The organism is Sedimentitalea sp., assembly GCF_039973035.1.
In the GTDB taxonomy this organism is placed as follows: Bacteria; Pseudomonadota; Alphaproteobacteria; order Rhodobacterales; family Rhodobacteraceae; genus Sedimentitalea.
The window spans coordinates 100,147-113,658 of the sequence record NZ_JBDWLR010000078.1; the positions used below are offsets into that span (position 1 = coordinate 100,147).

Below are 13,512 nucleotides of genomic sequence, written 5' to 3' on the forward strand. Positions count from 1 at the left end.
CCCGCATTTGCGGCCCTCACCTATCCTAGCGCGGCCCCAAAGAATGCCAAGCCACAAGGGTGTTACGCAGGGCAAGACTATTTCCGTCGCTGATGTTCGTCCAATCGCGGCATTATTTCCACAAAATTGCAGGGGCGATGCCTAAAATCCAGTTGCAGCGACAGGATCTCGTCCCACGCATCCTTGCAGGCACCGGGGCTTCCGGGCAACGCAAACAGATAGGTGCCGCCCGCCACGCCGCCCGTCGCGCGGGACTGCACCGCACTGGTGCCGATCTTGGTCATCGACACCATGGTGAACACCGTGCCAAAGGCGTCGATTTCCTTTTCGTATACGTCCCTGTGCGCCTCGACGGTCACATCCCGTCCGGTCAGGCCGGTCCCGCCAGTGCTGATCACCACGTCAACGTCGCGGTCCGCGATCCATTTGCGCAGCTGTGCGGCAATCTCGTTTCGTTCGTCCGGCAGGATAGACCGATCCGCAAGTACATGTCCGGCAGCCGTCAACCGATCAACCAGAACCTGACCTGACCGATCCTCGGTCTGGCTGCGCGTATCTGACACTGTCAGAACCGCGATCCTCACCGGGATGAACTCTTTGCTTTCGTCAATTCGTGACATGCGTCAACTTTCCTGTGGATCGATCTCGAACCAGTTCGGCACCGGCCCCAGATTGACAACCTCGCTGGTGCCGATTGTGCCGCGTTTACCCCAACTGTCATGGATGTGCCCACAAACGGCGAGTTGCGGTTGTATCCGCGCAATTGCCGCGTTGATCGCATCGGACCCAACCGATTGGCCCGTCGACGTACGGTCCACCACGCCTTTGGGCGGCGAGTGCAGGATCATGATATCTGCCATACCGCATTCCGCCATCATTTCTGCGGCGCGTGCCTCGGACAGGTCACAGGACCACTCACCGAAGGGTGTTTCCGGCACGCCATAGCCCAGTCCGAAAAGGCGCAGACCAGCAACAACTGCACCCTGCCCGTGCAGCACGATCGCCCCTTTCGGCGCGGCGGCAAGCAATTCATCATGGCTTTCGGCATTGCCCGGCACCATAACCAGCGGCGCGGTGATCCCCGCCAACATTGCCATCGCATCGTCCAGGCCCTGCCGCATGTTGCAAAAATCTCCGGCCCCGATCACCAGATCGGCGGCCTCACTTGCCGCGACAATGGCCTCGGCCCGGTTGCGTGCCCCATGCAGGTCAGAAAATGCCAGAACCTTCATGATGCTCCTTTCAGTTTCGCCTGCAGGCTCAGCAAATCTGCCCATGCCTCGCGCTTGGCAATTGGTTGGCGCAGCAGGTAGGCCGGGTGGCACATTGGCAGAACGGGCCGCCCATAGGCTTCTGCCCAGTTCCCCCGCAGTCGGGTGATCCCGCGCCGACCAAGCACGGCCTGACAACTGATATTGCCCATCAGAACGATGAAATCCGGAGCGGCCAGTTCCACGTGCCGTCGCAAAAACGGCTGCATCATCGCGATCTCTTCGGACTTTGGGTCCCGGTTTTGCGGCGGGCGCCACGGCAGCACGTTAGTGATGTAGACTGACGCCTCGCGGCTCAGGTTCACCGCAGCCAGCATCCGGTCGAGCAATTGTCCGGCGCGCCCGACAAAGGGGCGCCCCTCGCGATCCTCGTCACGGCCGGGTGCCTCGCCGATGATCATGACCCGCGCTCCGGCCACCCCATCGCAAAACACCAGATTACGCGCGCCCTTTTTCAATTCACACAGTTCAAACGCGCCCATCGCCGCCCGCAGACCTTCCAGCGTTTCCGCGCGCCGCGCCGCCTCCTCGGCGACCTTGACTGGATCCTCTTGCTGCTCCGGCGCAGGTGTCACAGCTTTGGCGCTAGCCGGTGCCTGTTTTTTTTGCAGCCAGGGTGCGGCATCCGGCAAAGCATAGCGATCAATGGGGGCATCACCAATGGCGTCGGTCACGCCCAGTTCGTGCTGCCACTCCAAGAGCGCCCCTGCTGTTTGATAATCCAATGCCGATTCCATGTGACGCAAGCTAGCCCCCCTTGGGACGACCGAAAACCCTCTGCGCCCCGCGCATCGCAAATTTTCCGGCACGACCCTGCGGGCCTGCGTGCCAGATCACCATCAAGTTTGCGGTTTCACAGTTGTGCCGCATAGGCCTGCTAGGCGGCGATCGCCTCTCGTAGCGTCGTTACCGCACGTGTCTGGATATCGGCATAAGGCTCCAACTGCGTCCTGAGGCGTTCCAGTTGCGGAACGCGCGCCACGTAATCCGCCTCGGACATGTCAGCGAGCGCCGCAAGGATATCCGCCTCGCTCTGACACTGGATCAGCCCTGCTGGGTCAAGAAAGTCCGGCAGGTTGGGACACCCCCAATAAATCGGCACAGTCCCGCAAAACACCGCATCCAGCAGCTTTTCCGAGAAATAGTTCTGCTCGCGCATATTCTCGATCACCACGGAATAGCGATAGGGGGCCAGCCCGTCAGCCTTGTCCTTGAACGGTGCATAGCCACCGCCCATGACATCCACATCCAGCCCCCGCACTCTGACCTGATCAACAACAGCATGGCGCAGCTTATGCCCGGTGGTGTCTTTTTTCGCCGACGCGATCAACGAGCAAGCCCGTGTCTTGGTCAGGTCACGTGTGCGCCAATCCGGCACCCACGTGCCGCCCAAGGGAAACAATATCGCGTTGGGAATCTTGTCCAGCAGGGTCTGGCTGAAGGTCAGCACCCGAAAGAACCGACGGTGCGTCAATCGCAGCAACCGGATGTGTTTGGAATGGATGAATGATGGCTCGCCCATGATCAACGAAACCCGTGCCCGCGTGCCCCAGTTTCGCAGGAAGTGCATACTTGTCTTGGGAAAGACGATCAGATGATCGGTCGGTAACAGATCCCCGACACGGGCCCCTGCAAGACGTTCGGGGCAGCCTTCCGGCCAAATAAGCTCATCTGCGGGTCGTGCCGCCAAGGCAGCGCCAAGCGCCACGCCATAGGGCAGGATCGCAATCGACGGGGCCTCAGCCATCCGGCATGTCTACTTCGCCGCGCATCAGGACATGACCGTTTCCTGCGACCTGGATTCCGGTCATCGCATCACCCGGTCCAACCCGACTGACACGAGCCTGTCCGGGGCGGCCCATCCAATGTCCTTGCTGGGCGACAAAGCTGTTCTTTTCCATCAACCCATGGTGCCACAGATAGGCGGCCATTGCGCCGGTCGCCGACCCAGTGAACGGATCTTCCGGCGGGCTGGGCGGCGCCAGCAGCAATCTCGAAAATGTATCTCCGGCTTCGGTTACACCGGTCAATGTCACAAGAAATGGCTCCATCATATCCGTACCACCATAGCCCAGATCGGCTGCCATGTCGCGCAATGCGTCAACATTCAGTCGCGCAGCCCGCAGGTCCCCGTGATCGCGCAGGACAGTGATGCAAAACGGCAGCCCGGTTGAAACCACCTGTGGTTGTGCGATGATCGCATCCGGCATCAAGCCGACCGCATGCGCCACCCGTGCCGCACTTGGTTTCGCACCAAACTCAGGCGCGACCTGCGTCATCTCGATCAATTCGCCGTCAAGGCGCACGTCAACCAGTCCGGCCCCGGTTTCGAGTACCAGTCGATCACCAGTGACCATGCCTCGCGATCGCATCGCGGCAACCGTTGCGATCGTTGGATGCCCCGCAAACGGGATCTCGCGGCTTGCCAAGAAGTAACGCACACGTATATCAGCAACCTCAGACGGGCCGGTAAAGGTGCATTCCACCAGAGAGGTCTCGCGCACGTAGGCCATGCAGGTTTCGTCGCTCAACCCGGCACCCTGATGGACAACCGCACAGCCATTGCCACAGAACGGCTGGTCGGTGAACGCATCCACCCAGTCAAACTGATAGATTGTCATATTGGCCCTTTCGCGACAGACCAGATTGCCGACAGGCTTAGTGCACCGCGACCGGTGAATAGTCGTGCTGGCGCGCCAGAACAAAGGCGGTCTGACGGTCTGACACCAAGGCCAGCTGTTCGCCATCCGCGCTGTGCACGGCGTAAAGTTGATCCAGATCCCCGGCTTCTGCCCGCACTTCCTGCGGCAAGTCGGTCACATCCACGGTTTTGACATAGACGATCCGGTCACTGGATTGGTCGAATTCAAATGGCGTATTCATAACTTACCCTTTCTTGATACTGATTGTCTGCACGACGGTCTCTGGCGCGGCGCGGGTCAGGTCCACGTGCAACAGCCCGTTTTCCATGATCGCCTCGCCCACCTCGACTCCATCGGCCAAGACGAACATGCGCTGAAACTGACGCGCGGCGATGCCGCGATGCAGATAGATTCGCCCTTCGCTGTCATCGGACTGACGACCACGGATCACCAATTGCCGATCCTCGACCGTGATCGAAAGATCGGATTCGGCAAACCCTGCGACAGCCAGCGTGATCCGGTAGGACCGTTCCGACGTCTGTTCGATGTTAAATGGGGGATAGCCTTCATTGCCGGTCTTGGATGACCGTTCCAGCAAGCGTTCCAATTGCTCGAATCCCAGCAAATGGGGGTATGAAGCCAGAGTGAGTTTTGACACGTACTTCGTCCTTTGACATAAAAAGCGACGGTGCGCGCGGTCCCATTCTGGCAACCGCACTGAACAAACATGGGGTGAATCCCGTCCGTTAACAAGGTCTAGGCGAAAACATCTTCTGCGCGTACGCTGAACACCAATCCTGTCCTGATTCTGGATCGCATATATGAACGTTCAATCCGATCTCTCGATGAAGACCGACGACGTATTGCGTGTCGAACTTGAGGTTTTTCGCCGCGAACATCGCGATCTTGACGAGGCAATCACCGCCCTGACCGAACGCGGTACCGCAGATCAGCTGACGCTCAAGCGCCTGAAAAAGCAGAAACTACGCCTGAAGGACATGATCGCGGTGATCGAAGACCGGCTGACCCCGGACATCATTGCCTGAATTGCAGCGTCGATTGCATTGCCTCGCCCTGCGATCCGGCTATAGTGCTCGCTCTTTTCGCTAGGCAGGGGTAGCTAATGGCCGACATCCAAGTGGGCATCATCATGGGCAGTCAATCCGACTGGGCAACCATGAAAGAGGCGGCTGACATTCTGGACGAACTCAACATCGCCCACGAAGCCCGCATCGTTTCCGCGCACAGAACCCCCGACCGGCTGTGGGACTATGGCAAGACCGCAGTCGCGCGTGGGTTGCAGGTGATCATTGCCGGTGCAGGCGGTGCAGCGCATCTTCCTGGCATGATGTCATCCAAGACCCGCGTGCCGGTGATTGGCGTGCCGGTCCAGACCCGCGCGCTTTCGGGTGTCGATTCGCTCTATTCGATTGTGCAGATGCCCCGCGGCTTTCCGGTTGCTACAATGGCGATTGGTGCAGCGGGTGCAGCCAATGCTGGTCTGATGGCCGCCGGCATCCTCGCATTGCAGGATCCGGCGCTGGCAAAACGGCTGGATCAGTGGCGCGAAACGCTGTCTGCCTCGATCGCCGAGCAACCGGTCGATTAATGCGCGTCGGGTTCATCGGCACTGGTCACATCGCGGCCCCGATGGTGCGCTTTCTGGCGGACAAGGGTCACGACATCGCGGTCACTGAACGGAGCGCGACGATCTCGGCAGAGCTTGTCGCATCGCATGGCGTGGCTGTAAGTGATCCGCAAAGCGTGATCGCTCGTTCAGAGATCGTAGTTCTGTGTCTGCGCCCCCAGCATGCACATGCGGTGCTCTCGCCACTGGAATTCCGAGAATTACAGGGCGTGATTTCGGTGATGGCCGGCATAACCGCCGCCCAGCTCGCAACCTATTGTGACCCGGCCACCCGTATCGTGCAGACGATCCCGCTTGGGTTCCTTGAAAAGGGCGGCTGCCCGCTGGCGGCCTTTGGTGACACTGATATCCTCGCCACGCTCTTTGCGCCTGAAAACCCGGTTGTCGCGATCACAGATGAAACGGCGTTCAATGCGCATTTTGCCATCTGCGCCATGGTACCGGGCCTGCTCGACCTGATGGCGACTGGTAGTGACTGGCTCGCCGCTCAGACAGACAATGCAGACATGGCTGAATTCTACACAACGCAACTGGTTGCGGGCTTCCTATCTGCGATGGACAAGGACCGCGCAAACCGGCTTGTCAGCGAACGCGATGCCCTTGCGACCGATGGCACGATCAGCCTCCAGATGACCGACAGTCTGCGAAATCACGGGGCGCATGACGCACTTCAGACCACGCTTTCCGAAATAGGACACCGCTTGAATGGTACAAACACCTGATCCCCTGCCCATCGGCGCAACCATCGGCATCCTCGGTGGCGGGCAACTGGGCCGCATGCTGTCAGTGGCCGCCAGCCGTCTTGGGTTTCTGACCCACATCTACGAGCCCGGGGCGAACCCGCCCGCAGGCCAGGTTGCGGATCGCGTCACGACAGCCGCCTATGAAGATCACGCAGCGCTTACCGCCTTTGCCGAGTCTGTCGACGTCATCACCTACGAATTCGAGAACATTCCGACCGAGGCGCTCGACATACTCGAAACGCACCGCCCCATCCGACCGGGCCGCGAAGCGTTACGGGTTAGTCAGGACAGGCTGACTGAGAAGACATTCCTGCAGGGCTTGGGGCTGCAAACCGCTCCTTTCGCCGATATCGCCACCGCCGATGATCTGACCGCTGCAATTGCCGACATCGGCACGCCCGCAATTCTGAAAACCCGGCGCTTCGGATACGACGGTAAAGGGCAATCCCGGCTGAGCACACCCGCTGACGCAGAGACCGCACTCGCCGATATGGCCGGTGCGCCCGCCCTGCTCGAAACATTTATCGAGTTCAGTCATGAAATCTCGGTCATTGCGGCGCGGGGGATCGATGGCGAAGTCGCCTGTTTTGACCCCGGCGAAAACGTCCATCGTAATGGCATCCTGCACACCACGACTGTCCCTGCCCGCCTGTCCGCCGCACAACGCACTGATGCGATACTATTGGCCGCCAACATCCTGAACGCGCTTGACTACGTCGGTGTTCTTGGCGTCGAACTGTTCGTCACGCCCCAAGGGCTGATCGTGAACGAAATCGCGCCACGCGTTCACAATTCCGGCCACTGGACCCAAAATGGATGTGCTGTAGATCAATTTGAGCAGCATATTCGCGCCGTTGTGGGCTGGCCACTCGGCAACGGCCAGCGCCACGCAGATGTCGTGATGGAGAATCTCATCGGAGATGACATGGACAAGGTGCCGGAGCTTGCCAGGCACGCCGAGACAGCGCTTCATATTTACGGAAAAGCAGACGTCAAACCCGGTCGCAAAATGGGTCACGCCAACCGCATCATACGTTAATGCCGATGCGCGGCCGGCCGGACGGAAGGTTTTGCGCCGCCTTCGACGTCGCCTTATGCGAGGGGCTCTGCCCCTCGCGCTCCTCGGGGTATTTTAGCAAGAAAAAGTTCAGGGTTTCTGGTGGCTCTCTAAGCAACACAGTCTGAGACGCTGACCAAAAGTCTGCGGCTTCTGAGTTCTCCCGTGAATGCCCAAAGGGCTTTCACGCGCCGTGACGAGGGCTCGTCGAGCCTGAGGAGAGGCGCCGCTTACGAAATAAACCGAGACGCTATATCCCCGCTCATATAACTTACACGCCCGCCTGATAGGGTGGCTGCTACGCGGTGGTTGCGGGTATCCAGTATTACGATATCCGCGCGCAGTCCTGGATCAAATCGACCGCGATCAGCCAGGCCCAGAATTTGCGCGGGGCCCTCGGACAACAACCGCCACGCGCTGGCGAGATCACCTATCCCGCTCTTGTACAGCATCAGTGCCGCCCGCCGTGGGCTGGGGTAGTGGTAATCCGATGCAAGCGCGTCCCCGAAACCCATTGCGATCAACTCCACCGCGCTGGCATTGCCCTTGTGCGAGCCGCCACGCACCACGTTCGGAGCGCCCAATATGACAGCGTCACCCTCATTTCGGGCAGCTTCGGCGGCTTCGGAGGTTTCTGGGAACTCTGAAATCCTGACCCCTCGCTCCCGCCACGCCGCGCGATCAGCGGCAGTGCGGTCGTCATGGCTGCCCAAACGCGCACCGACCGCCGTCAAAGCCGGTACCAGCTTGTCCAATGCAGCCGGGACCTCGGGGCTGCGGGCATGCAAGTCCTGCAGCATCTCCCAGTGGCGTTCGGGGTTGCGACCAGCCTTCAGGGCCTGTCCAGTGAGGCGCGGCGGCTTTTTCCCCTGTGCCAGTCGTTCATGCGGCAGGTGGTCGTTGAACACCACATAGTCGACACCCCACTCAGCCAGCTTTTCTGGTAGCTCTGCATAGTGATCCAGCAGGTTGATCTCGAACCGCAACTGCGGGATCAGATCGGTGACGACTTCATCCCGCACGTCCCGTATCGCGGCAAATACCTGGGCTGCAAATTCCGGGGCGCGCAGACCACCTTCCCAACTGAAGAACTGTGCCATCACCCCGGTGGTGATGCCATTGGCGGCCAGTTCTGCCTCGGCAGATACCACCCCCTCGACCATTTCCTTCATCGCGCCCCGACGTGGCGCAAGATGGCGTTCGAACCCATCGCCATGCAAATCAATGATACCGGGCAGTACCAGATAGCCGCTCAGATCAAGCGGTCGTCCGGCTTCGTCGGCGGTGATCACCCCATCAGCGAACGACAACCGTTCTTGGCGCACACCATCGGGAAACAAGACATCGGCGCCGTTCAAATCCAATGCCAGCCCAGTCATTGAACCACCTCACTTGTTTCACCACCGTCGCAGAACTGCCCGCGGCACAGTTCATCAATTGCACCAAAGACAGCGCCCAGCCACGAGATATCAGGATCAAAACTCCCGTATTCAATGAAATGGAGCGCCTCTGCAATCACGCGAGGATTGTTCATCATGAATGTATGTGTGACCGGCAATTCCATATGGTCCGTCATACCCGACACCATGGTCGAGCGAACCGAGACCTTGCCATCGTCTGGCCCCTCGATCAGCGAGGAAAACACCGGGTTCAAAGTGCTTATTCCTGCAATCACGCCGAGCGGAAAGTCCACCGGTGGCAATCGTCGGGGCAAGCTGTCAGGGCCGGTGCCCAATTGCATCCCGGCAGGGCCGTTGAGCAAACCGAACACTTCGAGATCACCCAAGGCATCGACCAATTCGCTGCCTTGGTTGGGCGGGCCCAACATCACCACGCGGCCCAGATTTTCCGGCTTGCCGCGTTGAAAAGCATAGCGGATCAGGATGCCCCCCATCGAATGCGAAATAAAATGTACCGTCTGCGCACCGCATTGTTCCACCGCCGCTGGAACGGTCTGTTGGGACAACATGGAGATTGGCAGATCGGTCGACGGATATCCGGGCCGCACGACGTCATAGCCTCGGCCGACCAGCACGTCTTCCATCAAGGCAAACGAGGCCTCGGTTCGCGCCAGCCCGTGCAGCAACACCACGCAATCAGCCTTAACCGGGGTCACCCATGCCAGAGCGAGAATGGCTCCCAGCCTGAGCATGTCACGCCGAAGTCGCACGTTTGCCACCCGTTGCCCGTTTCCTCCCGACGGCAAATGCGATCCCACCAAGCACGAGTGCCGCGCCCAAAACCAACCGCAAGCTCGCCTGTTCACCCAGCATGATGATCCCTGCAATCAATGCAATCACTGGCACCGCCAACTGTATGATCGCCACCAGAGATGGCGTGTATTTCGGCACGAGTCTGTACCAAAGCGCATATCCCATGCCCGACGTCACGGCGCCGGATATCACGGCCAGAAACAGCCCTTGCGCGGTCATCACCATGGCGACAGGCATTGCCAGTGCTGCGACGGCCACGAGCGGAAACGCCACGCAGAAGTTCGCAGCCGTACCCGCAAGTGCATCCGTCTCTCTGCGTCCTTCCAGCGTGTAAACGGCCCAGCCGATCCCGGCCAGCAGCATCAAAAACAATCCCTTGTAGTCGACCACCACCGGTCCCGTCGGCCACAAAACCCAAGTCAACCCGGCAAAGGCGACTGCGGCCCCTCCGAGTTGGCGTGGTAGCGGCGGCGTGCCACCGATTGCCGCCATGGCAAAGATCGACAGTTGCACGACACCGAATAGGAACAGGGCACCAAGACCCGCCTCAAGCGTCAGATACCCCCATGAAAACCCGATCATGTAGAGCGTAAGCGACCCTGCCCCTATCAGGCGGCGTGGCGTGCGGAGTGGGACGCGGCGCCCGCGCAAGAGAACCAACGCAACCAGCACCACTGCACCCGACAATACCCGCACGATTGCAAAGCTCGCAGGATCAATCGCGCCGCTGTCAACGGCCAGCCGGTTGAGGATGGAATTCGCCGCAAAGGCGATCATGGTCAGGGTTGTGAGAAGAAACAGGCGCATTCCTCTCCCATAGCCGCTCGTCGCGGGGAAAAACACTCACATTTGCGCCGGTCGTCGGCTCAGTCCGGCAAGAGGCCCTCAAGCTCGGCAAATCCCATTGCTGTGTCGGCAAAATCGAACCGGCCATTTGCTTGCATGTCGCGGGCGGCATTGACAAACGCACCATAGGCCAGACGGGCCAGTGCCGACCCGACACTGATACGTTTGACCCCGACCTGCGCCAGTTCCGCCACGCTAAACACCGCACCGGGCATTCCCATTACCACGTTGAGCGGTTTGTTGACGGCGGCACAGACCTCGCCAATCGTAGCAAGATCGCGCAGCCCCGGTGCATAAAGTACGTCCGCCCCGGCTGCTTCAAACGCCTGCAGACGGCGGATCGTGTCGTCCAGATCGGACCGCCCCCAGAGAAAATTCTCGCACCTTGCGGTCAGCACAAAATCCTTGGGCAATGATTCTCGGGCCTCTGCCGCTGCGGCGATTCGCTCGACCGCGTGCTCGAACTCGTAAATCGGGTTGGCGGGATCGCCGGTATGATCCTCCAGCGAGCCACCGGCCAACCCGGTCGCCGACGCCACAACAATGGTTTCCGCAGCACTTTCCGGGCTGTGACCAAATCCGTGTTCAAGATCTGCCGACACCGGTAGCGCGGTGGCAGAGACGATATCAGCGCAATGGGCGAGCACCTGATCGCGCGACGCTTGCCCTTCGCGAAGTCCTAGCGAAAACGCCATGCCGGCACTGGTCGTGGCCAGTGCTGAAAATCCGAGTGACGCGAGCATGCGCGCGGTTCCAACATCCCACGGGTTCGGAAGGAGGAAACATCCCTCGGCCTCGTGCAGCTCTCGGAAATTCGATTGTTTGGTCATTGCGCCATTTCTCCCATCACCCGCGTGCAGGCTAACGGGTGGCAGGGCATTGACAAGACCCAACCCCAGAACAGCAAAAGGGGGGCCACTTGGCCCCCCTTCGCAGTCGTTCAAATGAACGGGCTGACTTACATCATGCCGCCCATGCCGCCCATGTCGGGCATGCCGCCACCTGCAGGTGCGCCTTCTTTCGAAGGTTTGTCTGCCACCATGGCTTCGGTGGTGATCAGCAGGCCAGCGATCGAGGCTGCGTCCTGAAGCGCTGTACGCACAACTTTGGCCGGGTCAATGACGCCGAACTTGAACATGTCGCCATATTCTTCGGTCTGCGCGTTAAAGCCAAAGGACAGGTCGTCGCTTTCGCGGATTTTGCCGGCAACAACCGAGCCGTCCACACCAGCGTTCTCTGCGATCTGACGCAGCGGCGCTTCGAGCGCCTTGCGTACGATGCGGATACCGATGCTCTGATCAGCGTTGGCGCCTTCGAGGCCTTCCAGCTTTTTGCCGGCTTGGATCAGGGCAACACCGCCGCCAACGACGACACCTTCCTGAACCGCAGCACGGGTCGCGTTCAGAGCATCGTCAACACGATCCTTGCGCTCCTTCACTTCGACTTCGGTCATGCCGCCGACGCGGATAACCGCAACGCCGCCTGCCAGCTTGGCAACACGTTCCTGCAGCTTTTCACGGTCGTAGTCGCTGGTGGTTTCTTCGATCTGGTTACGGATCTGAGCAACGCGTGCTTCGATCTCGGCCTTCTCGCCTGCACCATCAACAACAGTGGTTTCGTCTTTTGTGATCGAAACCTTCTTGGCGGAACCCAGCATGTCGATTGTGACATTCTCGAGTTTCATGCCCAGGTCTTCGCTGATCACCTGACCACCGGTCAGAATTGCGAGGTCCTGCAGCATTGCCTTGCGACGATCGCCAAAGCCAGGTGCCTTGACAGCAGCAATTTTCAGGCCGCCGCGCAGTTTGTTGACAACCAGAGTCGCCAGCGCTTCGCCTTCAACGTCCTCGGCAATGATCAGCAGCGGCTTTTGCGACTGGATCACCGACTCGAGCAGCGGAACCATTGGCTGCAGCGAGGAGAGTTTCTTTTCGTGCAGCAGGATCATGCAGTCTTCGAGTTCTGCGGTCATCTTGTCTGCATTGGTTACGAAGTAGGGGCTCAGGTAGCCGCGGTCGAACTGCATGCCTTCGACAACATCGGTCTCTGTTTCCAGACCTTTGTTTTCTTCGACGGTGATAACACCCTCGTTGCCGACTTTCTGCATCGCGTCTGCGATTTGCTGACCGATTTCGGATTCGCCGTTGGCAGAGATGGTGCCAACCTGCGCAACTTCGGCGCTGTCGCTGACGTCACGTGCTGCGGCTTTGATCGCTTCAACGACGTTGGCAGTTGCCAGATCGATGCCGCGCTTCAGGTCCATCGGGTTCATGCCGGCGGCAACCGATTTCAGACCTTCTTTGACGATGGCCTGAGCCAGAACCGTCGCGGTGGTGGTGCCGTCGCCGGCTTCGTCATTGGTGCGGCTGGCGACTTCTTTCACCATTTGCGCGCCCATGTTCTCGAACTTGTCTTCCAGTTCGATTTCCTTGGCAACTGTCACACCGTCTTTGGTGATGCGCGGTGCGCCAAAGGATTTGTCGATGACCACGTTACGGCCTTTGGGGCCCAGAGTAACCTTGACCGCGTCGGCCAGGATGTTGACACCCTTGAGCATACGGTTGCGGGCGTCGGTCTCGAACTTGACGTCTTTTGCAGACATGTTGATTGTCTCCTAGTTTACTGGATTGGGATCAGACGAAGCGTGGTGTTCAGGCCGCTTTGGCGGCTGCGCTCTCTTCGAGGATGCCCAGAATGTCGCTTTCTTTCATGATCAGCAGCTCTTCACCGTCGACGGTGACTTCGGTGCCGGACCATTTGCCGAACAGGATCTTGTCGCCAGCCGAGACAGCCATCTCGATCAGCTCGCCGCTGTCCTTGCGGGCGCCTTCGCCAACGGACACAACGAGGCCCTCAGCGGGCTTCTCTTTGGCGCTGTCGGGAATGATCAGCCCACCAGAAGTTTTTTCATCGCTTTCGACACGGCGCACCAGCACCCGGTCATGAAGTGGTTTGAATGCCATCTTTGCAGCTCCTTAACGCTCAAAGTTTCGGGGTCCTCCGCTCCCCACTCGGGGTATTATCACTCACCCCGCAGGAGTGATAACGAGACATACGTAGGGGCCGATGCGAAGCCTGTCAACAGGTCGTTT

General features: G+C 59.6%; 17 protein-coding genes. 4 read left to right on the plus strand and 13 right to left on the minus strand.

Features of this window, described 5'->3' with window-relative positions; all coding sequences use genetic code 11:
- Positions 1 to 77: 77 nt before the first annotated feature.
- The 7 genes from moaB to ABJO75_RS18990 form a co-directional block, all read right to left on the minus strand.
- Entirely contained in the window at positions 78 to 620 is a 543-nt protein-coding gene (gene moaB / locus ABJO75_RS18960) for a molybdenum cofactor biosynthesis protein B (protein WP_348124267.1), read from the minus strand.
- Between the two features lie 3 nt (positions 621 to 623).
- The gene (locus tag ABJO75_RS18965) at positions 624 to 1,232 is read right to left on the minus strand and encodes a metallophosphoesterase family protein (RefSeq protein WP_348124269.1); all 609 of its coding nucleotides are present in this window, start codon (positions 1,230 to 1,232) and stop codon (positions 624 to 626) included.
- Positions 1,229 to 2,008: a uracil-DNA glycosylase gene (locus ABJO75_RS18970; protein WP_348124436.1), complete on the minus strand. Its 780-nt coding sequence runs from the start codon at positions 2,006 to 2,008 to the stop codon at positions 1,229 to 1,231. Before ABJO75_RS18970 ends, ABJO75_RS18965 begins: the two co-directional genes overlap by 4 nt.
- 140 nt (positions 2,009 to 2,148) lie before the next feature.
- Complete coding sequence (locus ABJO75_RS18975; RefSeq protein ID WP_348124271.1) at positions 2,149 to 3,018, minus strand: glycosyltransferase family 10; 870 nt, start codon at positions 3,016 to 3,018, stop codon at positions 2,149 to 2,151.
- Positions 3,011 to 3,892, minus strand: a complete 882-nt coding sequence (locus ABJO75_RS18980) for a PhzF family phenazine biosynthesis protein (RefSeq protein WP_348124273.1) — start codon at positions 3,890 to 3,892, stop codon at positions 3,011 to 3,013. Before ABJO75_RS18980 ends, ABJO75_RS18975 begins: the two co-directional genes overlap by 8 nt.
- Before the next feature lie 37 nt (positions 3,893 to 3,929).
- Positions 3,930 to 4,154 (minus strand): DUF1150 family protein, encoded by a 225-nt coding sequence (locus tag ABJO75_RS18985; protein WP_348124276.1) that lies wholly within the window; start codon positions 4,152 to 4,154, stop codon positions 3,930 to 3,932.
- A 3-nt stretch (positions 4,155 to 4,157) separates the two neighbouring features.
- Entirely contained in the window at positions 4,158 to 4,571 is a 414-nt protein-coding gene (locus ABJO75_RS18990) for an Hsp20 family protein (RefSeq protein WP_348124278.1), read from the minus strand.
- A 163-nt stretch (positions 4,572 to 4,734) separates the two neighbouring features.
- Between ABJO75_RS18990 and ABJO75_RS18995 the strand changes: the two genes are divergently transcribed.
- The 4 genes from ABJO75_RS18995 to ABJO75_RS19010 all read left to right on the plus strand — a co-directional run bounded on the left by ABJO75_RS18995 (position 4,735) and on the right by ABJO75_RS19010 (position 7,343).
- Positions 4,735 to 4,959: a YdcH family protein gene (locus ABJO75_RS18995; protein ID WP_348124280.1), complete on the plus strand. Its 225-nt coding sequence runs from the start codon at positions 4,735 to 4,737 to the stop codon at positions 4,957 to 4,959.
- A 77-nt stretch (positions 4,960 to 5,036) separates the two neighbouring features.
- Positions 5,037 to 5,522 (plus strand): 5-(carboxyamino)imidazole ribonucleotide mutase, encoded by a 486-nt coding sequence (purE, locus tag ABJO75_RS19000; RefSeq protein WP_348124282.1) that lies wholly within the window; start codon positions 5,037 to 5,039, stop codon positions 5,520 to 5,522.
- Positions 5,522 to 6,283 carry an NAD(P)-binding domain-containing protein gene (locus ABJO75_RS19005; RefSeq protein ID WP_348124284.1) on the plus strand — a complete coding sequence of 254 codons (762 nt, stop codon included), beginning with the start codon at positions 5,522 to 5,524 and terminating at the stop codon, positions 6,281 to 6,283. The genes purE and ABJO75_RS19005 overlap by 1 nt, the downstream gene beginning before the upstream one ends.
- Positions 6,267 to 7,343, plus strand: a complete 1,077-nt coding sequence (locus ABJO75_RS19010; protein WP_348124287.1) for a 5-(carboxyamino)imidazole ribonucleotide synthase — start codon at positions 6,267 to 6,269, stop codon at positions 7,341 to 7,343. The genes ABJO75_RS19005 and ABJO75_RS19010 overlap by 17 nt, the downstream gene beginning before the upstream one ends.
- 248 nt (positions 7,344 to 7,591) lie before the next feature.
- Here the strand turns inward: ABJO75_RS19010 and ABJO75_RS19015 are convergent, their stop codons facing one another.
- The 6 genes from ABJO75_RS19015 to ABJO75_RS19040 all read right to left on the minus strand — a co-directional run bounded on the left by ABJO75_RS19015 (position 7,592) and on the right by ABJO75_RS19040 (position 13,383).
- On the minus strand, positions 7,592 to 8,740 hold the full coding sequence (locus ABJO75_RS19015) for an alpha-D-ribose 1-methylphosphonate 5-triphosphate diphosphatase (protein WP_348124289.1): 1,149 nt from the start codon (positions 8,738 to 8,740) through the stop codon (positions 7,592 to 7,594).
- Positions 8,737 to 9,513 (minus strand): alpha/beta fold hydrolase, encoded by a 777-nt coding sequence (locus ABJO75_RS19020; protein WP_348124438.1) that lies wholly within the window; start codon positions 9,511 to 9,513, stop codon positions 8,737 to 8,739. Before ABJO75_RS19020 ends, ABJO75_RS19015 begins: the two co-directional genes overlap by 4 nt.
- Position 9,514: 1 nt before the next feature.
- The gene (locus ABJO75_RS19025) at positions 9,515 to 10,381 is read right to left on the minus strand and encodes a DMT family transporter (protein ID WP_348124291.1); all 867 of its coding nucleotides are present in this window, start codon (positions 10,379 to 10,381) and stop codon (positions 9,515 to 9,517) included.
- 59 nt (positions 10,382 to 10,440) lie between these two features.
- Positions 10,441 to 11,250: an isocitrate lyase/phosphoenolpyruvate mutase family protein gene (locus ABJO75_RS19030; protein WP_348124293.1), complete on the minus strand. Its 810-nt coding sequence runs from the start codon at positions 11,248 to 11,250 to the stop codon at positions 10,441 to 10,443.
- A gap of 128 nt (positions 11,251 to 11,378) precedes the next feature.
- Positions 11,379 to 13,022: a chaperonin GroEL gene (groL, locus tag ABJO75_RS19035; RefSeq protein WP_348124295.1), complete on the minus strand. Its 1,644-nt coding sequence runs from the start codon at positions 13,020 to 13,022 to the stop codon at positions 11,379 to 11,381.
- Positions 13,023 to 13,071: 49 nt separating this feature from the next.
- Positions 13,072 to 13,383 (minus strand): co-chaperone GroES, encoded by a 312-nt coding sequence (locus ABJO75_RS19040; protein ID WP_348124297.1) that lies wholly within the window; start codon positions 13,381 to 13,383, stop codon positions 13,072 to 13,074.
- Positions 13,384 to 13,512 lie beyond the last annotated feature (129 nt).